The following is a 20,997-nucleotide window of genomic DNA, read 5'->3' on the forward strand; positions in this document are numbered from 1 at the left end:
CCCAATATCCACTGGGCGCACCCCCCCCCCCCCAAAAACACCCCAACCCCCCCCCCCCCCCCCCGGGGGGGGGGGGGGGGGGCCCCGCGCCCCCCCCGCCTCCCGTCCGTCGTGGTGGTGGCGTTCCGCGATCAGGCGCGGAAGAAGTCCTGGTACGACGGGTCGCCCACCGGCTGGGCGTGACCGGGCTGCGCGAGCCGCTCCTCGACCATGGCCTGGAGCGCGTCGGGCGGGGTCAGCCCACGGCGGCGCCACTCCATCGGGTTCGCCCGGAGCTGCATCAGGGAGGTGTGGGATCGCATGGCCTCACTCTCCCATCCATTGCCTAGTTTGCCTAACTACATGTCCCATTGCCGCACTCGGGACCACTCCGCTCGACGACCGGGAACGGCGAACGCCCCGCCACCGGACCGGCGACGGGGCGTTCGTGTCGAGAACTACTTGCGGGGTGCCACCTTCGCGGTCTCGGCGGAGGTCGCCGAGCCGTCCTGGTAGCCCGTCGCCTTCGCCGTCACCTCGACGGAGAAGCGGTGCCCCGCGTCCGTCGTGCCGAGCGTGTAGCGCTGGTCCGTCGCACCCTGCACCGCGACGCCGTCACGGAGCCACTGGTACGAGTACGAGACCTTCTTGCCGTCCCACGAGCCGGGCTTCGCCTTGAGCGTCTTGCCGACCTTCGGGGTGCCGGAGATCGTGACGGCGCTGCCCTCGCGGAGGGTGAGCGTCGGCGCGGTCTGCGCCGCCTGGAGCACGTCGGCCTGGTCGCCCACCGCGTTGCCGAGGTGGAGCAGCAGGACCCGGGCGTTCGTGGCGTCGGCCTGTCGCGTGACCTGCAGCGCGCCCTTGTCCGCGTAGAGCACACCGGTGGTGGTGCCCTGCGCGAAGGTGAGCGCCGGTGCCGACGGGTCGTACGTCGCCGGGTCGGTCTCGTCCACGACGTTGGAGCCGCTGGTGGCGAGGGCCGGGGCGTACGCCGACTCGGTCAGGACCGAGTAGTCGAACGGACCGGTCGCGCCGATGGTCGACGCCGACACCGTCAGCACCTTGACGGCGCTGTCGAACGTGTTGACGTCCTGTCCCGCGGTACCGCCGTTGAGCGGCTGCGCGTCGACCGTCTTGCCCGTCGCGAGGTCCACCGTGGTGGCGAGCGTCGCGTCGACCGTGGCCGACTTGGCGTCGTAGACCAGGTAGTCCGGCTCACCGTCGCGGTCCGTGTCGATGAGGACCTCGACGTTGGTCACCGCGCCGGGGTTCGCGTCGGCACCCGCGGTCTGGACGCCGAAGGCGAGCGTGTCGGATGCCTTGTCGTAGTTCGCGCCGTAGGCCCGGATGTCGGCGGCCTGCAGCGACTGCTTCGCCGAACCGGCGGGCAGCGGCTCCTGCGGGTCGGTCCCGCCCAGGACGAACGGTGCGACGGACGAGTGGTACCCGGTCACGGCGTCGCCCTGGTCGACCGAGCGGCCGGTGAGCGCGAGCTCCGCGGTCGTGGTCGAGCCCGAGAACGCGATGTCCTTGCCGTGCACGGCACTGACCGGCTTCGGCGCGACGTACGCACCGAGGCGCATCGGGTTCAGCTTCGCGTCCGTCGGCGTGAAGGACACGACACCGGACTCGGCGGCGACGAACTCACGCTGGTAGCCGGACTGCACCGACTCCTGCGTGGGGTCGATGACCCGACGGAGCTGCGTCGGGTCGGCGATCGTGTACGTCAGCTTGACGGTCGCGGTGCCGTGCGCCGGAGCGGTGACCCGCTTCGTGCTCAGCGAGAACGCGACACCCGGCTGGTCCACCTGGGCCTGGTACGCCACGTCGTACGTGTGCGGACGGCCGTCGGTGTTCTGGATCTGCAGGGTGCGGGACTCGGTGGTCTTCCCGCTGACCTCGACGACACCGTACGAGGCGGTGACGAGCTGGTCGTTCTCGATGCTGCGCACCGTGGTGCCCGCGGTGACCGCCTGCAGCGCGTCGACGCGGCCGGTGCCCTGGCGCAGCAGCGTGGCGTCCCGGTCACCCTGACGAACGTCGTGCGTCGCGGTGTTCATCACGGCGGCCTTGACCTGCGGGGCCGTCCACGACGGGTGCGACTGGAACGTCAGCGCGACGATGCCGGCCACGTGCGGGGTCGCCATCGAGGTGCCGCTCATCGACATGCGGCCGTCACCGGTGCCGTTGGCCGCGGAGATCACGTTGACCCCGGGGCCGGCGACGTCCGGCTTGACGATGTCGTCGAACGAGCCGTGCACGCCACGGCTGGTGAACGGAGCGAGCGTGTTCACGTTCGCCTGGTCGGTCGCCAGCTGGAAGCCCTTGAGCTCCTGGGCGAACTGCACGTGCAGGGTCCCGGCCGTCGCGGCGGCCTGGAGGCTCGCAGCACTGTCCGAGGTCAGCTCGGCACCCGGGATGGTCGCGTTCCCCGCGATGCCCGAGTCGAAGCTGGTCACCGTCCCGGCCAGCAGGACGCCGACACCGCCGGCTGCCTGCACGTTGTTGAAGCGCACACCGGAGCCGCACTCGAGCGCCCCGTCGGTCCACTTCAGCCAGACGACCTTGCCCTTGATCTTCGCGGACTCGTCGGCGCTGAACGCCTGGCAGCCGTCGATGTTCGTGGTCGGGACGACGACGTCGCCCTCCACCGGCAGCGTGCCCTGGTAGTTCTGCGAGTACTGCGCTCGGTAGGTGCCGGCGACGTCGGACGGCGCGGTGGCCTTGACACCGTCGAACAGCGACTGCCCGGTGGCGCTCGCGGCGACGGTGAGGGCGCCCTCGGCGTTGCCCGGCGAGCCACCGATGTCGGTGAAGTCGTCGGCGTTGCCCGAGGCGATGACGGGCAGGACACCGCGGGCGGTGAGCGCGTCGATCTTCGCGTTGTCGGGGTCGTCCGGTGCGCCGTAGTCGGAACCGAGCGACAGGTTGAGGACGTTGATGTCCTTGCCCTCGGTCAGGGCCTGGCCGACCCAGTCGAGCGCGGCACCGGTCAGGTCGGTCGAGCCGCCGCCGTCACCGAACACCTTGAGGGCGTAGAGGCCGGCGTCCGGCGCGGTGCCCGGGCCGATCCACATGTCCTGGACGGACTGGTTGGTCAGCTTCGTGTAGTCGCCGCGGAACGTCTTCTTGTCCGCGGTCAGGCCGTAGCCCGCGGCGGTGCCGGACACGTGCGTGCCGTGGTCGCCGCCCTTGCCGTCGATCGGGTTCGCGTCCGGCTTCGGGGTCGGGTCGTAGCCCGCGCTCGAGGAGTCGGCGTTGTAGGTGGGGCCGGCGAAGTCGTAGCCACCGAGGTACTTCTTCGCATCGAACCAGCTCGGGTCCGGCGCGCTCGTGCTCGCGAGGGCCTGCTCGTACGCGGCCGTCGTGCCGGGGCCGCCGAAGTCGGCCTGGGTGTAGTCGAGACCGGTGTCGAGGACGGCGACGTTGACGCCCTTGCCGGTGCGGCCGGTCTGCTGCCACGCGTCGAGCGAGCGCGTGTAGACGTCGCTCGCGGCGTTCTTCGGGCTGACGCCGTCCGCGCCCGGCTGCACCAGGTCGGGGTCGACGCCGCTCGGGGCCTTCGACGCGTCACCCGGGGTCGGGTCGACGATCTTCTTCGGCGTGAGCGGGATGATGCTCTCGACGTCCGACCGGCTGGCGATGTCGCGCAGGGCGTCGACGTCGGCGACGACGGCGACACCGGGGACGGTGTACTCGGTCGAGTACAGCTCCGTCGCCTCTGCGTCGGACCGCTTGACGGCGGCGCGGACGGCGTCGACGGTCGACGTGATCGCCTGCACGCGCTCCTTCGCGGCGGACGACGGCGTCTTCGACCTCGTCAGGTCGCCGCCCTTCGCCTTCGCGTCGACCTCGAGGGCCCCCTGGCCGGTCGTGCGGACGAACGCCGCGACCGTCTTCTGGGGCTTGGCGTCGCGCAGGGGCGCCGCGAGCTTGAGGTCGGCGGCGGAGAGACCGCTCGGCGCGGCGTTCGCTGCGCCGCCCACGGCGAGACCGCCGCACGACAGGGCGACGGCGGCGATGCCGGCGGTCAGGATGCGTGCGACGCGTGACCGCGTGGTGCGCTCCGTGGTGGGTGGTTGCTCGGGTACTGCACGGTTCGGTGTTGCACGTGTCACAGGGCGCACTCCTCGGCTCTGTCCGTGGTGGGAATTCCTGTGAAGTTATGCGTTCGTTCACAGGCGGAACAGTCCGCACTTTGGAGGACTGGCCCTCGTTCGGGGGTACACCACCTCGTAACTTGCACAGCCGTGTGCACGTTATTACGATGGTGCTCGTGACCACCACCGACCAGCCCGGACGCGCGCCCCGACGGGACGCGACGGCGAACCGGGCCGCCCTGATCGAGGCCGCACGGAGCGTCCTGCAGCAGGACCCCGATGCCTCGCTCGAGACCATCGCGTCCGCCGCGGGCCTGTCGCGCCGTGCGGTCTACGGACACTTTCCCTCCCGCGACGACCTCGTACGCGAGGTCGTGACCGGCGGCGCCGCACGGATCGCCGGCGCGATGCCGTCGTCGTCCGAGCTCGCCGACCTCCCGCCCGCCGCACGGCTCGCGGCGATCGCCGTGACGCTCTGGGCCGAGGTCTCGCACGTGCGCTCCATGGCCCGCGTCGCCCTGCGCAGCCCGTTCGCCGAGTCCGTGGCCGAGGTGTTCGCGCCGCTGCGGGCACAGGTCCGCACGGCCTGCGCGCTCGGCATCGACGAGGGCTCGATGCGCGACGACGTCGACGCGGACACGCTCGCCCGCCTGGTCGAGGCCGCCTGCATCGCCGTCCTCGACGAGGCCACCCGGTCCGGCACGAGCGACGAAGCCGGTCGCCGCACGGTCGTGCTGTCGGCGCTCGGCACCGCCGGCATCGACTGGCGCACCGCGCTGCTGTCCGAACCCGCCGCACCCGCACCCCGTACCGAGCAGGAGACCCGCGCATGACGCTCGAACTCGACCACGTCGGCATCGGCGACGAGCCCGGCGCCGCGCTGCCCGTCGTGTCCGCCGTCGCCGCTCCCGGTCGCCCCGGTGTCGTCGCCGTCGAGACCGAGCAGGCGCCGGTGCTCGCGTCCCTGATCGCCGGCGGGCGGATGCGTCCCGAGTCCGGGCGGGTGCTGCTCGACGGACACGAGGACGCCGCAGCGGTACGCGCGGCCTTCGCGCTCGTGGACACCCCGGGCGTCGCCGAACCGTTCCCCGTCATGACGATCCGGAAGGTCGTGCGCGAGGAACTCGCGTTCGCCGGGCAGCGCCCCTCGCGCGACCACGTCGACACCGTGCTCGACGAGCTCGGCATGCGGGACCACGCCGACACGCACGTGCAGCGGGTCCCGACCGACGTGCGGGTGCGGCTGCTCGTCGAGCTCGCGCTGCTGCGGGACGGGGTCACGGGCATCGTGCTCACCTCGCCCGAGCGGCACGGCGGCGCCGTGGCCGACTGGTTCACGGTCGTGCGCGACGTCGCCCGGCGCGGCGTCACCGTCGTCCTCGTGACGTCGAAGGCCGCCGCAGCCACCGTCGAGCAGCTGCTCGACACGATCCGCACCGAGGGTCCCGACGACGCGACCTCGACCGACGGGGGCGACCAGGGCCTCCCGTCCGGCCCCTCCGACCCCGAAACTCCCGCAACCGTCCCGACGGAGGCACCCGCGTGACCATCCCCTCGCTCATCCGCGCCGAACTGGCGCGCCTCACCGCAACGCCGCTCGCCCGGCTCGCGTTCGTCGCCCTCATGGTGGTGCCGCTGCTCTACGGCGGCGCGTACCTCTGGGCGAACCGCGACCCGTACGCCAAGCTCGACCAGATCCCGGCCGCGATCGTCGACCAGGACGCCGGCGCGACGCTCGACGGCGACCGGGTCGACTACGGCGAGGACGTCACGAAGGAGGCGATCGACGGCGCCGACTTCAAGTGGACCGAGACGACCGCGGCCGACGCGCGCTCGGGCGTGCGGAACGGCAAGTACGACTTCGTCGTGACGATCCCGCACGACTTCTCCGAGGCCCTGGCGTCGGCGCAGGGCGACGACCCGAAGCGTGCCGAACTCGTCATGACGACCGCGGACACGAACTCGTACCTCGCCTCGACCATCGCGGAACAGGCCGGCAAGACCATGCGCACGGCCGTCGCCGAGCGGGTCGGCAAGCAGGCGGCGACGACCCTGCTCGTCGGACTCGCCGACGTGCGGGACAGCCTCGGCGACGCCGTCGACGGTGCGGGACAGCTCGCATCGGGGGCGACCACGGCTGCCGACGGCGCGTCCTCGCTCGCGTCCGGCACCTCCGCGCTGTCCGCCGGGGCATCGCAGCTCGCCTCCGGCACCGCCGCACTGCCGTCGCAGACCGCGCAGCTCGACAGCGGCGCACAGCAGGTCGCGTCCGGGGCCTCGACCCTGGCGTCCGGGCTGCAGTCCGCACAGCAGCAGACCGCCTCGCTGCCGGCGCAGACCGCGCAGCTGAACGACGGCGCGCAGCGGGTCGCCGCGGGGAACGCCGCGTTGGCCGAGAAGGTCGACTCGGTCAGCGCCGACGTCGACGCGGTGCAGCCGGTGGACGCCGCCACGGTGCTCGCGCAGATCACCGCGAACCTGCCCGAGGGCGTCACGCTGACCCCCTCGCAGCAGGAGGCGATCACGAAGGCGGTCGGCGACGTGAACACCGCCGGCGCCTCGGCCAAGGAGACCTACGCGTCGACCAAGTCGGCCGTCGACCAGCTCCGCGACGGGTCGGCCCAGGTCGCGGCCGGCACGTCGGCGCTGGCCTCGGCGTCGCCGCAGCTCGCGGACGGCATCGCATCGGCGTCGAGCGGCGCCTCGCAGCTCGCATCGGGCTCGTCGCAGGTCGCCGCGGGCACGTCGAAGCTCGCCGCCGCGGCACCGACGCTGTCCTCCGGTGCGGCCTCGCTCGCGGACGGTGCCGCGTCGGCCGCGTCCGGTGCCTCGCAGCTCTCATCGGGTGTCGACCAGCTCGAGGACGGCTCGAAGGAGCTCGCCGCGAAGCTCGACCAGGGACGCACGAGGATCCCGGCGTCGACCGCCGCACAGCGCTCGTCGCAGGCGTCCGTGATCTCGGACCCGGTCAAGGTCGGCGACGACAACGTCGCCGCCGCGTCGAACTACGGCGCCGGCCTCGCACCGTTCTTCATCTCGCTCGCCGCCTGGATCGGCATGTACGCGCTGTTCCTCATCCTCAAGCCGATCTCCAAGCGGGCGATCACCGCCGTGCAGAAGCCGCTGCGCGTGGTGCTCGGCGGCTGGCTCACCCCGGCGCTCCTCGGGGTCGTGCAGATGGCGGCGCTGTTCCTGATCGTGCGGTTCGCGCTCGACCTCGACGTGGTGCACGCCGGGTCGACGGTGGCCGTGATGGTGCTCGCCTCGGCGACCTTCGCGGCGATCATCACGGCGCTCAACGTGCTGCTCGGCTCGGTCGGGCAGTTCCTCGGCCTGGTGCTCATGCTCGTGCAGCTCGTGACCGCCGGCGGGACCTTCCCGTGGCAGACGCTGCCGGGGCCGTTGGCGGCGCTGCACTTCGCGCTCCCGATGACCTACTCCGTCGACGCGATCCGGCAGACGATGTACGGCGGGTCGTTCGCGGCGGTGTGGTCGGACGCGGGGGTGCTCGCGTGCTGGTTGCTCGGCGCGCTGCTCGTGTCGTACGTCGTCACGGCGCGGCAGACCCGCTCGCGGACGCTGCGCGACCTGCGGCCGAGCCTGATCGGGTAGCGCGGGCGGCGCGGGCGCGGCGCGGAGCGCGGCGGCGCGGGCGGCGCTCGGCGCTCAGGGCGGCGCGCTCGGCGCTCGGGGCGGCTCGGCCGTCAGCACAACGAGAAGCACGTCGCGCCACGCGGTTCCGTGGCGCGACGTGCTTCCGGTGGTGCGCGAGCACCCAGCACCACACGCCGCCTCCGCGCCACCTCCGCCCCGCGAGCACGCCGGACACCCCGCGCTCGCCCCACCGCACCCCACCCCCGGTGGCGCACCATGTCCTGACAACCGCTCGAGTCGGGGCCGCTACGATCGAGGGAAACCACGACGGGTCGAGGGAGATCATGGGAGACGGCAGGTCCGCCACCGCAGACGGCAAACCGGCGACCATCTACGACGTCGCCGCCCGCGCAGGGGTCTCGAAGTCCCTCGTCTCGCTCGTGCTCCAGCGGTCCCCGAAGGTCAGCGACCAGCGCCGCGAGGCCGTCCTGCGGGCCATCCAGGAACTCGACTACCGCCCGAGCACCGCGGCCGTGTCCCTCGCCGGCACCCGCAGCCGCACGATCGGCGTCGTCCTCGACGACTTCCGCAACCAGTGGTTCGTCGACCTGCTCACCGGCCTGCGCGAGGCGCTGCAGGACCAGGGGCACCGCCTCGTCGTCGCCGACCGCTTCCTCAACACCGGGCTCGACGCCTCACCCGTCGAGGGTTTCCTGTCCATGCGCGTCGAGGGCATCGTCATCGCCGGCGAGCCCGACACCGACCTCGCGATCCCGGCGAGCATGCCCGTCGTCGTCGCCGGCGGTCGTGCGGTGCTCCCCCGCGCCGACACCGTCGCGAACGACGACCGCGCCGGTGGTCGGATGGCCGCCGAGCACCTGCTCGCGCTCGGCCACACGCGCATCGGCTTCGTCGGCGGGCGCTCGGCTGCGTCCGCGGAGCGGCTCACCGGCCTGGAGGCACGGATCACCTCCGCCACGTCGCCCGCCTGGCTCGCCACCCACGTCATGCCCGTGGAACCCACCGAGGAGGCCGGCGCCGAGGCCGTCGGGCACCTGCTCGACGCCCACCCCGACGTCACCGCGGTGTTCGCCGCGAACGACGTCATGGCGCTCGGTGCGATGTCGGGGCTCGCCGCCCGGGGCTTGCGCGTCCCCGAGGACGTGTCGGTGATGGGCTACGACGACACCCCGCTCGCGGCGTCGTCCTACGTCGGCCTCACGAGCATCGACGACCGCAGCGTGGAGATCGGCCGCGGCGCCGGGGAGCGTCTGCTCGCCCGGATCGCCGACCCGACCGCTCCGGCGCAGGAGACCCTGGTCGAGCCCCGGCTCGTCGCCCGCCGCACGACCGCTCCGCGCTGACGCGAGCCCGCGCGCACGAGACTCGCCTGAGCGGACGTCTTCGCGGCCCCGGCGCCGCGAACGTGTCCGCGGAGCCGAGTCTCGTGCGCGGCCCCGCCGGCCCGGCGGCCCGGCGGCCCGGCGGCCCGACGGCCCCGCGGCCCAGCCGCCCGCGGCGAGCGCGTCAGTCCGTCGGCAGGACCGCGTGCTGGACGACCCACGCGTGCATGACGATCGCCGCCGCGGCCGAGGCGTTGATGCTCCGCGTCGACCCGAACTGCGTGATCTCGAGGTGGGCGTCCGCACCGGCGACGGCCTCGTCGGTGAGCCCGGGTCCCTCCTGCCCGAACAGGAACACGCAGCGCTCCGGGATCGCCGCGGTCTCGATGCGCTCGGCGCCCGGGGTGTTGTCGATCGCGACGACCGGTCGCCCCTCCTCGTGCATCGCGGCGAGGAACGCCGCGACGTCCGGGTGGTACTGCACGTGCTGGTACCGGTCGGTGACCATCGCCCCGCGCTTGTTCCAGCGCCGCCGACCGATGACGTGCACGGTGCCGGCGAGGAACGCGTTCGCACTCCGCACGATCGACCCGATGTTGAGGTCGTGCTGCCAGTTCTCGATCGCGACGTCGAAGGCGTGTCTGCGGGTGTCGAGCTCGGCGACGATGGCGTCCATCGACCAGTACCGGAAGCGGTCGACGACGTTGCGGGTGTCCCCGGCGGCGAGCAGCTCCGGGTCGAGCCGGGGGTCCTCCGGCCAGGGCTCGGGGTGCGGCCCGACGCCGTTCGTCGTGGCCTCGTGGGTCGGTGGCAGCGTGGGACCGTCCGGCTGCGCCGGTCCCGTCGACGGGACCACGGGGTCGGACGGGAGGCGCTCGGTCACGTGACCAGCGTAGGGCGCGTGCCCCGCGCCTCCCGTCCGGCGACCGCCGTCAGCCGACGGTCAGTACGACGTCGGGTACGTGACCGACGGCTCGGACATCGCGACCGCGACGAGCGCGATGAAGAGCACGGCGTAGAAGACCGTGATCACCCCGCCGACGATCACCGCGGCGAGCGCCAGGCCACGGCCGCCCTCGTCACGCTTCTTCGTCTGGGACATCGCGACGAAGCCGAGGACGAACCCGACGATCGGCGCGACGAACGCCGCCACGAGCGCGATGATCGCGAGGGTGTTCGTGCGCTGCGGGGCGGCCGGCGCCGTTGCGTACGGCTGGTACGGGTGCTGCTGGGGCTGGACGTTCTGTTCTGACACGGCTGACGAGCCTAGGAGCGCCGCGTTTTCGTGGAGAAGTGCCAATCTTCGTCCGGCCTCACGTCGTGCCCGGGCGCAGGAAGTCCTCGGGGTCGTCGCCGCTGCCGGTCGTCGTGAAGATGCGCTTCCGGTCACCGGGGCGGGCCGGGTCGAAGAGCACGGTGACCGTCCCACCGAGCACCGGAGCGGTGCCGTGGGTGAAGCCCTCGGTCCGCTCGACCCAGCGCCGGACGCCGTGCAGGTCCACGAACGAGAACGTCCACCGCAGCAGCGTGCGCGACGCGTCCGGGGTCGTGCCGCCGCTGATCGCGGTGACCTCGCCCGTGGTGCGGCGGCCGTTCGCCAGCACGTCCGTGAGCCGGGCGCGCCGGTTCCCACGGCCGATCCGCGTGGCACCGCCGGCCACGAGCGCGAGGACGGTCACGACGGTGAGGAGCCCCGGCAGCCACCACACGGCGGTGTACAGGATCCAGCTGCCGATGCCCCACGTCTCGTCGTGCCCGAACGTCGGGTCGACGGCCACGCCGACACGGTCCGGGGCGGGCCACTGCGTGGTCGTGGCCCACCAGGTGCACGCGGTGGCACCGACGAGCCAGAGCGGCAGCGGCCCGAGCCCGACCAGGTCGGTGGTGCGCCCGGACCAGCGGTGGTTCCACCGCGTGTACACGCCGACGGCCACCAGGGTGCCGACGACCGCGCTCGGGGCCGCCCACAGGTGCGTCTCCGGGTCGGGGCTGTCGGAGAAGATGCTGTTGACCGTCATCATCCGGAAGCGCAGGACGAAGTCCGACACCGCGAGTCCACCGATCACCCCCGCGGCGACGACCAGCAGTGCACCGACGACGGTCATCGTCAGGGCAGGGGTCGAGCCGCGGTACCGGGCCTCGCGTTCGCGGCGTGCCTGCTGCGGGTCGACCGTGCTCACGAGGCGGTGGTGCCGTGCGTGCGGACGCGGGCCTCGATGCCGGCGGTGATGATCTCGAGGCCCAGGGCGAAGCGGTCGTCGTACGAGTGCTCGCCGAGGATCTCCCCGACCACACGGTGCCGCTCGGGGCGCCCGGCCTCGGAATCGCCGCGGCCGACCTGCACGCCGGCGTGCCCGACGACGAAGTCGTAGACCACGAAGAACGCGTACATGGCCTCGCGCTCGGGCAGACCCGCCTGCTGCAGGGCCCCGACGACCTTCGCCACGACGGCGTCGGACTCGGTGGAGGCGAGCGGGGCGCGCTGGCTGTGCGACTCGAGCACGAGGGGGTGGGTGCGCATGAGGTCGCGGAAGGTGCAGGCGAAGACGTGGACGACCGAACGCCAGTCGTCCGGCCAGACGAAGGTGGCCGTGAACTCGTCGACGGTACGACGGACGAGCTCGGCGTGCAGGTCGTCGAGGCCGCCGATCGTCCGGTGCACGGTCATCGGTGCGACGCCGAGCTTCGCGCCGAGGGCGCGGAAGGAGAGGCGGTCGAGGCCCTCCTCGTTGGCGATGGCGGTGGCGGCGTCGACCACCTGCTGTCGACTCAGGACGTTGGGGCGACCGCGGCGTCGACGGGGTGCGGCGGCGGTGTCGGCTGCCGGTGCCGTCCCGGTGGGGGCGTCGGTCGCCGGGGTGGCTCCGGTGGGGGCGTCGGCCGCTCCCGCGCCGGTACGGCCGTCGGTCGTGGTGCGCGGCTGGGCGGTGGGGCTGCCGGGGTCGACGAGCACGGGGAGGCCTCCTTGATCCGGTACGTGTCCCGAAAATCGTAGCCCAAAGCCGAACGCCGGTCGGTGTCCGGTCGGCCAGTCCTCCACAGCCGGGTGACCACCGGGTCCGGCGAGCGGCGGCCCCAGTACGCTGGACCCATGGCGACCCGCGACGAAGTCGAGTGCTGGCTGACCGACATGGATGGCGTGCTCGTCCACGAGAACCAGGCCCTGCCGGGTGCTCCCGAGCTCATCCAGCAGTGGTTGGACGAAGGGACCGAGTTCCTCGTCCTGACGAACAACTCGATCTTCACGCCGCGTGACCTCAGCGCCCGGCTGCGGTGGTCGGGGCTCGAGGTCCCCGAGGAACGCATCTGGACGTCGGCGCTCGCCACCGCGGACTTCTGCCGCTCGCAGATGCCCGGGGGCTCCGCGTTCGTGATCGGCGAGGCCGGCATGACGACGGCGCTGCACGAGGCCGGCTTCATCATGACCGAGACCGCGCCCGACTACGTCGTCGTCGGTGAGACCCGCAACTACTCGTTCGAGGCGATCACCAAGGCCGTCCGGCTCATCCGCGACGGCGCCCGGTTCATCGTGACGAACCCCGACGCCACCGGGCCCAGTGCCGAGGGGGTCCTGCCGGCGACCGGGGCCATCGCCGCGATGATCGAGAAGGCCACCGGGAAGCAGCCGTACGTCGTCGGCAAGCCGAACCCGATGATGTTCCGCTCGGCGATGAACCGGATCGGGGCCCACTCCGAGAACACGGGCATGATCGGCGACCGCATGGACACCGACGTGCAGGCGGGCATCGAGGCCGGGCTCCACACCGTCCTGGTGATGACCGGCATCAGCGACCAGGCCGAGATCGACCGGTACCCGTTCCGCCCGAGCGAGGTCATCGCCGGCGTGCACGAGCTCGTCCGCGCGGAGCCGATCGAGGTCGAGCTCTAGCGATCGGTCACCACGGGTCCCGGTGCGCCGACCGGCGAGTCACCACCGGTCCCGGCCTGCGGACCGGCGACCGGAGCAGGCGCGCCGTCGCGCTCAGACCGGGTTCGCCCGGAGCAGCCGCTCCGTCGCGATCATCGCGCCACCGACGACCGCCGGGATCCCCCCGCCGGGGTGCACCGACGCGCCCACCCGCCACAGCCAGGGCCGCCAGCGGTCGTTGTACGAGGGGCGATGGAACGGCCCGCTCTGCCACGGCGGACGGGCCGCCCCGTAGAGCGCCCCGTGCGGTTCTCCCCCGGTGCCGTAGTACTGCGGGTCGAGGACCACGTGGTCCTCGAGCAGGTCGGTGATCGGTCGGTCGAGACCCAGCGCTGCCGACACCCGGTCGATCTCCCGCCGCACGAAGGGGTGGTCGATCTCGTAGTGCGCGCCGTCCGCGGGTGCGGTCAGCAGCACGCCCACGGTGCCGTGCGGGTTCGGGGAGAGCTCGCCGGCGCGGTAGTGGTTGACGAACACCATCGTGTCCGCCGGCTCGTCGCCCGCTTCGAGGCTCCGGTACAGCGCGTCCGGCTTCGTCGGCAGCACCACGCTGTGCGTCGCGAGGCCCTCGGGCAGCTCCTCGCGCAGCACGCCGTAGAGCGCGACGGCGGAGCAGGACAGGGCTCGGGGGCGGGGGCGGGAGCGCGGGCGGAGCAGCACGGACATAGCGGACGGACCGGCCGGTCCGGTCAGCGCGGCGAGCCGGTCGGCGTCGAGGGCGCTGACGACCAGGTCGGCGGGGTGGTGCGCGGCCTCGGTGGTGACGCCACCGCGCGCGATGCGGGTGACGGCCTCGCCGGTGCGGACCTCGACGCCGGCGGCATCGGCGAGTCGCTGCAGCGCGAGCACGACCTCGTACACGCCGCCGCGGGGCACCCACGCGCCGGTCTCCGCCATGATCGCCGGCATGCTCGCGTAGAGCGCGGGGGTGCGTGCGGGTGAGACCCCGGCGTTGAGGGTGTGGATCGCGATGATCTCGCGCAGTCCGTCCGGCAGCCAGGACAGGCCGTCGAGGTAGGCGCGCGTGGTGAGCCGCGAGCCGTAGACGGAGAGCAGGCGACGGACGGCCGGCAGGGCCGAGGGGTCGAGCGGGTCGGCGAGCAGGAGCCGCGTGACGTCGTCGGCGAGCGGCGCGTGCAGGTCGGCGAAGCGTCGCCACGCCGGGTACCAGGGGTGGTCGGGCGAGACCGGCAGCGCGGTCTCCTCGACGCCGTGGAAGTACCGGCCGACCTCGGGCATGCGCACCATGTCGAGGTGCCCGTCCTCGCCGGAACGTCCGCCGAGTCGCCGCAGCAGCTCGTCCCACACCGCCGGGAAGGTGACGAGCGACGGCCCGGTGTCGATCCGGTCCGCCCCGAGCTGGATGCGACGGCTCTTGCCGCCGAGCCGGTCCGACGCCTCGAGCAGGGTCACCCGGTGCCCGGCACGGGCGAGCAGGGCGGCGGCGGTGAGGCCACCGATCCCGCCTCCGACGACGACGACACGACTCACCGGGCACCTCCGAGCACGATGGACACCAGGAGCAGCACCCCGGCGAAGGATCCCGCGATGTACGGGAAGGCGACCGACAGGCGGTACAGGCGGTGACCGGTCTCCGGCGACGGGGTACGCAGCAGGCGCACGACGAGGACGCCCGCGATGAACAGGTTGACGGCGGCCACCGGGATGCTCACCACCGCGAACAACACCGTCGACACCGCCCACCAGGCGCCGCTCCACAGTGCGGTCCCCCGGGGTCCGAGCCGGACCGCGGTCGTGGTGATGCCCGCGTCACGGTCCTCGACGATGTCCTGCACGGCGTCGAAGGCGTGCTTGGCGACGCTCCAGGCCATCAGTCCCAGCGCGGCGGGCCACGTCGGCTCCTCCTCGAGGGCGAACGGCACGATGACCAGCGGCAGCGCGTACGCCGCGTTGCTCAGCGAGTCGAGGTACGGCCGGGCCTTGAAGCGCAGCGGTGGCGCGGAGTAGCAGACGAAGACGACCGCGTAGAGCAGGATCGCGGCGTTCGCGAGCGGCGGCAGCGTCAACAGGAACGCGACGAGGAACGGCACGTTGACCACGGCGACCGCCCAGACGATGAGTCGGACCTCCGACTGCCGGATCCTGGCACCCTCGATGGACCCCTTGCGGGGGTTCGTCGCATCGGTGTCCTGGTCGAAGACGTCGTTGACGCCGTAGATGAGCAGGTTGAACGGCAGCGTCAGCCAGATCAGGATCGGCAGCGCCCGAAGGTCGAACAGCGCTCCGGTGAGCCACACGGCGACCAGCCCCGAGCCGATCGTGTTGATCCACAGGACCGGACGCGAGACGTGCACCAGTCGGCGCACGGTCGCACCGGCCCCGGACCGCAGGGTCCTGGGCAACTGTCCGGTCCCGTCGGTCACCGGCCCGAGCGTACCCGGCGTCTCCGACCGGCGGCCCGGGTGCGCACCGGCGGACGAGTCAGCCCGGCGGCACCCGCCGGGCCCGGTACCGGAGCGCAGGCGGTCGGGTCAGACGGCGGACGGGAGGCGCGGCTCGTCCCCCTGCACCGCGGGCGCCCCCACGGGCGGCACCGACCGCCACCGGCGCAGCAGGCGGCGGCCCCGGTCGTCCCGCCATGCGACCACGCCGCCGGCGACCACCCCGAGGGCGAGCACCGCGAACGCGAACAGTCCGAGGAGTCCGACGGGCACCATCCGCACCAGGTCCTGCGTCGGCACCGTGGCCGACACCGCGATCGACCCGAAGTCCCAGAAGGCGTGCAGCAGCACGGGCGCGAGCAGGTTCCCGGTGAGCCGGCGGGCGAGGTAGAGCGTCGAGCCGAACGACGCGGCGAAGACGACCTGCACGACGGTCGCACCGACCCCCGCACCGGAGAGGACGTTGAGGAAGTGCAGCAGCCCGAACAGCACGCACGACGCGATCCACACGCCGAACTCGGGCAGCCGCCGCCGGAGCCCGACGAGCAGCACGCCGCGGGTGAGCAGCTCCTCGAACACCCCCACGAAGAGGACCCCGACCGCGAGCAGCAGGAAGTACCGCACCGGCTGGGCGCCCCACTCGACGAGCGGGAGCCGGGCGACGCACACGGCTGCGATCAACGCCGGGGCCGTGAGCGTCCACCGGAGTGCCGTCCGACGACGGTCGGTGGTCGCGATCGGCCACCAGCCCAGCGCGGTGACGTAGACGCAGAGCACGAGCACCGCGATGCCCTCCGGCACCACGAGTGCCCCGAGGACGCCCTCGACGGTCTGCCCGAGCGTGCTGTAGTCGTCGCTCGGCCGCGAGCGCCAGGCGCTGACGGCCGCGAAGGCGACGAGCGGCGCGAGGCCGAGCAGGAGCGACGGGGGCACCGGCCAGCGACGGCGTCGGACGGGTGCGGTGGTGGTCACCCGCCGTTTGTACCATTGACGCATGCGCCTGCCCTCCCTGTCCGTGATGGCCCGGAGCGGACACTGCACCACGGCGGTGTCGTGATGCGCCTGCCCTCCCTGTCCGTGATGGCGGAGGACTACGTGAAGCTCGTGTGGAAGTCGACCGAGCGCGGCGGTGAGGGGCTCGCGACGCGGGACATCGCGGCGGCCCTCGGGGTCTCGGCGTCGACGGTGTCGGGGAACCTCCGCAAGCTCGACCGCGACGGCCTCATCGAGCACACCCCCTACTACGGCGTCGTGCTCACCCCGCTCGGGCAGCAGGTCGCCGTGGCGATGGTCCGTCGCCACCGGCTCATCGAGACGTACCTGGTGCAGCGGCTCGGCTACTCGTGGGACGAGGTCCACACCGAGGCCGAGGCGCTCGAGCACGCGGTGTCCGAGACGTTCCTCGAGCGGGTCGACGCCGACCTCGGCCACCCGACGCACGACCCGCACGGTGACCCGATCCCGGCGACGGACGGCTCGGTCCCGTCGTCGGCGGGCACGCTGCTCGGCTCGGTCGAACCCGGTGCCTGCGGGGTCGTGGACCGGGTGTCGGACGACGACCCGGCCCTGCTCCGGTACTTCGACGAGCTCGGGGTCGCTCTGGGTACGCACCTGCGCGTCGAGCGGGTCCGCGACTACGCGGGTGTGATCGCCGTCAGCCGGCGGGCTCCCGACGGCGAGGAGTCCCTCGTCGACCTGCCGGCCGCCGCCGCCTCGGCCATCTGGCTCGCCCCCGACGCCGACTGACGCCAGCCCGCCGCCCGCTCGCCGAGCGGACACTTCCTGTCACACTCGGCGGCTCCTGCCGACGGATCCTGCCCGCCCGACGGGACGCGCGCGGCATGTCCTGCCCGTTCGATGCGGCTGGTGCCCACGAACGGACGGGAGGCCCGGTGCCAGCCCGCCCCGAGCCTCCCGTCCCACCATTCCCGTCGCACGACATGCCGCTCACCTCCGCCGCCGACGGCACGTCGTGCGACCTGAACGGTCGCCGACGGCAGGTCATGCGACCGGAACCGCCGGCGCGCCCATCGGACGGGAGGCGGTGCCAGCCCGCCCCGAGCCTCCCGTCCCACGATTCCCGTCGCACGACATGCCGCTCACCTCCGCCGCCGACGGCACGTCGTGCGACCTGAACGGTCGCCGACGGCAGGTCATGCGACCGGAACGGCCGCCGGCGGCAGGTCGTACGACCGGGACCGCTCGCGGCGGCGGCCGCCGCGGCCGCGGCCGCGGCCGCGGGCGGAGCCGCGCCGCCGCCTACGCGGCCGGAGCGCCGGCGGCGCCGGCCCGCCGGAACGGCGCCCGCAACGTCGGCACGATGTCCTTCCGGTTGATCCACAGCACCACGAGCGCCGCGACCACGTGCACCCCGCTCAGCACCCACCGCCCGCTCGTGTCCGTCACCACGAACTGCACCGCGAACAGCGCCACGAGCGCGATCGCCGACCACCGGTGGAAGCGCAGCGCGATGATGATCGTCACGCCCAGCACGGTCTGCGACGCGGTGAGCACGAACTCCTCGACCTGCCGACCGTCGAGCGGCAGCCCGCCCGTCGTCCCGCCACCGAGCACGTGGGCGATCGGCAGCGACCCGACGAGCAGCGACCACTGGTTGACCTTCGACGCGATGAGCGTCCCGATCGCCGCGCCGCCCATCCCGCGCAGGGCGAAGAGCGCTGCGACGATGAACTCGGGCGCCTCGGTGGCGAGCGGCGCGAGCCACTGCACGAGGAAGTAGCTGTCGATGCCGAGCGCGCTCCCCGACTCGACGAGTCCGTCCGCGAACGGCTCCGCCGACGACAGGATGACGGCGGCGGCCACGAGGAACAGCGCGACGATCGTCCAGCGGCGCGCACGCTGCGGCATCGAGGCGATGTTCCCCGCCATGCCGACCATCTCCTCGTCGCCGCCGTCGTCCGGCGCCTGCGATGCCCGCCACAGGTACGCGACGAAGGCGGCGAGCAGCACGAACCCGAACCACAGCGGGATCGAGCCCATCAGCGGGATGAGGAACGCGACGACCGCCAGGAGCGCCAGGAAGCCGATGTCCAGCCGCGAGGACTGCTCCAGCTGCAGCACCTTCGTCGCCGACCGGGGCAGGGTGCCGGCGCGGACGTACCGGCGGGCGACGAGCAGCGAGATCACCACGACGAGGGGCCAGCCGAACCCGAGCAGCAGCCGGTTCGAGCCGGTCATGTTCGCGGCGGCGAACTGCTCGTACGACGGGTCGTACCCGGAGCGGAACGCGTAGTACAGGTCGACGGCGTACTCGGGCAGCACCGCGATCAGCGCGAGGATCGCGATGGCGAGGGCGCCGGAGATGTCCTTCTGCGCGGCCTCGGCGGCCCAGGCGAGCAGGAACGAGGCGGCGACCACCGCACCGCCGAAGACCAGCAGGTCGACGACGGGGTTCGGGGCGAAGCCCGTGACGCGGAAGACCACGGCGGGCAGGGCGATCACGATGCAGATCGCGATGCGCCCCCAGGCGCTGCGGCCCATGCGGGCGGGCGGTGCGTCGGCATCGACGACGCGGACGGGTGAGGTGTCGATCACGGGATGGTCCCTTGGTCGGGCCGCACCGATCGCGCAGGGGTGGGGAGCGCTTCGGCACGGCAGAACGGCCGAAGGTCTCGCTCGCCCGCCGGGTGGGACCGGCAGGTGGTGCACCGGGCCGATCGTCGTGATGGCCAGTGTGTCGATGCACGCGCTGGGAGCTACTCCCCTTCGCCGTCCACCTTGGCGGGCTCCCATCCGCGTGCGCAAGCCGATCGGGCCTGTTCGTCGACCCGAATCCGGGTCTTCCGCGGCCCGTCCCGGAACGGCGGGACGCGCTCGTGGCGCACCGCGCGTCGGACGGGAGGCGCGTGGCGGCGCAGCCACGGGCATCCCGTCCGTCAGGTGGTCACCCGGAGGCGCGTTTGCCGCGTCCGAGCGCCATCTCGCGTCGGGCGCGTTCGAGCGCGAGCGCCGACCCGGCGTCCGGGTCGGCGAGCAGTCGTTCGGTCTCGTCGACGTGCGCGCGGACGGCCTCACCGCGACGATCGGACGCGTCTGCCAGGACGGGGGCGACGACGTCCTCGCCGAGCGAGACCAGCGCACGGCTCAGCGCGAGTCGGGTCTCCCGGTCACCCTGACCGAGTTCGCGGGCGAGGCGTCGGGCGAGGGCGGGACCCTCCTCGGCCGGAGCGAGCAGGACGGCCGCACGCCAGGCCGTGCGCCGGACACCGGGGTCGTCGTCGCCGAGCCGGTCGTCCACCTCGGGGTACACCGACCCGTCGCGGATCTTCGACAGGGTGTGGAGCGCCTGCGAGCGCGCCTGCGCCTCGGGACGGTGCAGCTCGTGCGTCAGCCGGGGCACGACGGTCTCCGCCGGCAGCCTGACGAGCGCCCAGGTCAGGGCCTCGCGCACCTGCAGGTCCGGCTCGACGGCACAGCGTTCGACGAGCACCTCGAGGTCGGACGGCCTCGCCTCGGTGCCGGCGGCCATCACGGCACGGAGTCGGACGGACGAGCGGGGGTCGGTGAGGTCGTCGGCGAGGGTGGTCATCCCCTCATGCAACACCGGGTACCCGCTGGTCACGTGCACGGAGCCGGGGCATAGCGTGGACGGGACCCGTACCGCACCGGAAGGACTCCCCATGCCCCGCATCGGAACCAGTGACCTGCACGTGTTCCCCCTCGCCCTCGGCGGCAACGTCTTCGGCTGGACCGCCGACGAGCAGACCTCGCACCGGGTGCTCGACGCGTACACCTCGGCCGGCGGCGACTTCGTCGACACCGCGGACGTGTACTCCGCGTGGGCGCCGGGCAACGAGGGCGGCGAGTCGGAGCGCGTCATCGGCTCGTGGCTCCGCGCGTCCGGGAAGCGCGACGACGTCGTGGTCGCGACGAAGGTCTCGCAGCACCCGCAGTACAGCGGGCTGTCGGCGTCGAACGTCGCCGCGGCTGCCCGCGCGAGCCTCGAGCGGCTGGGCACCGACCGGATCGACCTGTACTACGCGCACTTCGACGACCAGGACACCCCGCTCGAGGAGACCGTCCGTGCGTTCGACCAGCTCGTGCAGGAGGGCCTCGTCCGGTACACGGCGATCTCGAACTACTCGCGTCCGCGTGCCGAGGAGTGGATCCGCATCGCCAAGGAGAACGGGCTGGCGCTGCCCGTCGCGATCCAGCCGCACTACAACCTCGTCACCCGTGAGCCCTACGAGTCGGACATCGCCCCGCTCGCAGCGTCCGAGGGCCTGGGGGTCGTGCCCTACTTCGCCCTCGCCGCCGGGTTCCTGACCGGGAAGTACCGCACGAAGGACGACTTCGCCGGCAAGGACCGCGAGGGGCAGGTGTCGGGTTACTTCTCGGACGAGGGACTGGCCGTGGTCGACGCGCTCTCCCGCATCGCCGAGGCGCACGAGGCCGAGATCGCATCGGTCGCCCTCGCGTGGCTGCAGGCCCAGCCGGACGTCGTCGCGCCGATCGCGAGCGCGCGGAACACCGAGCAGCTGCCGGCGCTCCTGGCGTCCGCGGACCTCGAGCTGGGCGCCGAGGAGCTCCGCGCCCTGGACGAGGCGTCCGCGCGGGTCCCCGCCGCGTCCTGACCGGCGCCGCCCGCCCCGCCCTGCGCCCCCGCGCTCCCGCGCCCGCGGCCCTGCGGC

At 73.1% G+C, this 20,997-nt stretch carries 18 protein-coding genes; 7 read left to right on the forward strand and 11 right to left on the reverse strand.

Annotated elements, in window-relative coordinates:
- Positions 1-131 precede the first annotated feature (131 nt).
- Entirely contained in the window at positions 132-302 is a 171-nt protein-coding gene (locus tag J2X59_RS10630; RefSeq protein WP_153257418.1) for a hypothetical protein, read from the reverse strand.
- Between the two features lie 135 nt (positions 303-437).
- On the reverse strand, positions 438-4,097 hold the full coding sequence (locus J2X59_RS10635; protein WP_326496648.1) for a S8 family peptidase: 3,660 nt from the start codon (positions 4,095-4,097) through the stop codon (positions 438-440).
- Positions 4,098-4,255: 158 nt separating this feature from the next.
- Between J2X59_RS10635 and J2X59_RS10640 the strand changes: the two genes are divergently transcribed.
- The 4 genes from J2X59_RS10640 to J2X59_RS10655 all read left to right on the forward strand — a co-directional run bounded on the left by J2X59_RS10640 (position 4,256) and on the right by J2X59_RS10655 (position 9,037).
- The gene (locus tag J2X59_RS10640) at positions 4,256-4,912 is read left to right on the forward strand and encodes a TetR/AcrR family transcriptional regulator (protein WP_066657692.1); all 657 of its coding nucleotides are present in this window, start codon (positions 4,256-4,258) and stop codon (positions 4,910-4,912) included.
- Positions 4,909-5,625: a hypothetical protein gene (locus tag J2X59_RS10645; protein ID WP_326496649.1), complete on the forward strand. Its 717-nt coding sequence runs from the start codon at positions 4,909-4,911 to the stop codon at positions 5,623-5,625. The genes J2X59_RS10640 and J2X59_RS10645 overlap by 4 nt, the downstream gene beginning before the upstream one ends.
- A complete protein-coding gene (locus J2X59_RS10650) occupies positions 5,622-7,691 on the forward strand; it encodes a YhgE/Pip domain-containing protein (RefSeq protein WP_326496650.1) in 2,070 nt (689 codons plus the stop codon). The genes J2X59_RS10645 and J2X59_RS10650 overlap by 4 nt, the downstream gene beginning before the upstream one ends.
- A 326-nt stretch (positions 7,692-8,017) precedes the next feature.
- Positions 8,018-9,037 (forward strand): LacI family DNA-binding transcriptional regulator, encoded by a 1,020-nt coding sequence (locus tag J2X59_RS10655; protein ID WP_271825680.1) that lies wholly within the window; start codon positions 8,018-8,020, stop codon positions 9,035-9,037.
- 163 nt (positions 9,038-9,200) lie between these two features.
- Here J2X59_RS10655 and J2X59_RS10660 read toward each other — a convergent pair whose 3' ends face one another.
- From J2X59_RS10660 to J2X59_RS10675, 4 genes are all read right to left on the reverse strand, one after another.
- The gene (locus J2X59_RS10660) at positions 9,201-9,872 is read right to left on the reverse strand and encodes a TrmH family RNA methyltransferase (protein ID WP_374191726.1); all 672 of its coding nucleotides are present in this window, start codon (positions 9,870-9,872) and stop codon (positions 9,201-9,203) included.
- A gap of 87 nt (positions 9,873-9,959) precedes the next feature.
- Complete coding sequence (locus tag J2X59_RS10665; RefSeq protein WP_209684090.1) at positions 9,960-10,271, reverse strand: DUF4190 domain-containing protein; 312 nt, start codon at positions 10,269-10,271, stop codon at positions 9,960-9,962.
- Between the two features lie 58 nt (positions 10,272-10,329).
- On the reverse strand, positions 10,330-11,196 hold the full coding sequence (locus J2X59_RS10670; protein ID WP_326496651.1) for a DUF3592 domain-containing protein: 867 nt from the start codon (positions 11,194-11,196) through the stop codon (positions 10,330-10,332).
- Positions 11,193-11,969, reverse strand: coding sequence for a TetR/AcrR family transcriptional regulator (locus J2X59_RS10675; RefSeq protein WP_326496652.1), 777 nt, complete (start codon positions 11,967-11,969; stop codon positions 11,193-11,195). Before J2X59_RS10675 ends, J2X59_RS10670 begins: the two co-directional genes overlap by 4 nt.
- 138 nt (positions 11,970-12,107) lie before the next feature.
- Here J2X59_RS10675 and J2X59_RS10680 point away from each other — a divergent pair, with 138 nt between their 5' ends.
- Entirely contained in the window at positions 12,108-12,905 is a 798-nt protein-coding gene (locus J2X59_RS10680; RefSeq protein WP_058730132.1) for an HAD-IIA family hydrolase, read from the forward strand.
- 93 nt (positions 12,906-12,998) lie between these two features.
- Here the strand turns inward: J2X59_RS10680 and J2X59_RS10685 are convergent, their stop codons facing one another.
- The 3 genes from J2X59_RS10685 to J2X59_RS10695 all read right to left on the reverse strand — a co-directional run bounded on the left by J2X59_RS10685 (position 12,999) and on the right by J2X59_RS10695 (position 16,318).
- Positions 12,999-14,435, reverse strand: coding sequence for a phytoene desaturase family protein (locus J2X59_RS10685; protein WP_326496653.1), 1,437 nt, complete (start codon positions 14,433-14,435; stop codon positions 12,999-13,001).
- Positions 14,432-15,328, reverse strand: coding sequence for a UbiA family prenyltransferase (locus tag J2X59_RS10690; RefSeq protein WP_326496654.1), 897 nt, complete (start codon positions 15,326-15,328; stop codon positions 14,432-14,434). Before J2X59_RS10690 ends, J2X59_RS10685 begins: the two co-directional genes overlap by 4 nt.
- A 108-nt stretch (positions 15,329-15,436) precedes the next feature.
- Complete coding sequence (locus tag J2X59_RS10695) at positions 15,437-16,318, reverse strand: CPBP family intramembrane glutamic endopeptidase (protein ID WP_326496655.1); 882 nt, start codon at positions 16,316-16,318, stop codon at positions 15,437-15,439.
- Positions 16,319-16,402: 84 nt separating this feature from the next.
- Here J2X59_RS10695 and J2X59_RS10700 point away from each other — a divergent pair, with 84 nt between their 5' ends.
- Positions 16,403-17,092: a metal-dependent transcriptional regulator gene (locus J2X59_RS10700; RefSeq protein WP_066652032.1), complete on the forward strand. Its 690-nt coding sequence runs from the start codon at positions 16,403-16,405 to the stop codon at positions 17,090-17,092.
- A gap of 513 nt (positions 17,093-17,605) precedes the next feature.
- Here J2X59_RS10700 and J2X59_RS10705 read toward each other — a convergent pair.
- Positions 17,606-18,901, reverse strand: a complete 1,296-nt coding sequence (locus J2X59_RS10705; RefSeq protein WP_326496656.1) for a sodium:proton exchanger — start codon at positions 18,899-18,901, stop codon at positions 17,606-17,608.
- 349 nt (positions 18,902-19,250) lie between these two features.
- The gene (locus J2X59_RS10710; RefSeq protein ID WP_326496657.1) at positions 19,251-19,895 is read right to left on the reverse strand and encodes a HEAT repeat domain-containing protein; all 645 of its coding nucleotides are present in this window, start codon (positions 19,893-19,895) and stop codon (positions 19,251-19,253) included.
- Positions 19,896-19,986: 91 nt separating this feature from the next.
- Between J2X59_RS10710 and J2X59_RS10715 the strand changes: the two genes are divergently transcribed.
- The gene (locus tag J2X59_RS10715; RefSeq protein ID WP_326496658.1) at positions 19,987-20,940 is read left to right on the forward strand and encodes an aldo/keto reductase; all 954 of its coding nucleotides are present in this window, start codon (positions 19,987-19,989) and stop codon (positions 20,938-20,940) included.
- Positions 20,941-20,997: the final 57 nt, after the last annotated feature.

The sequence above is a fragment of the Curtobacterium sp. 260 genome, assembly GCF_030803485.1.
Taxonomy (GTDB): domain Bacteria; phylum Actinomycetota; class Actinomycetes; order Actinomycetales; family Microbacteriaceae; genus Curtobacterium.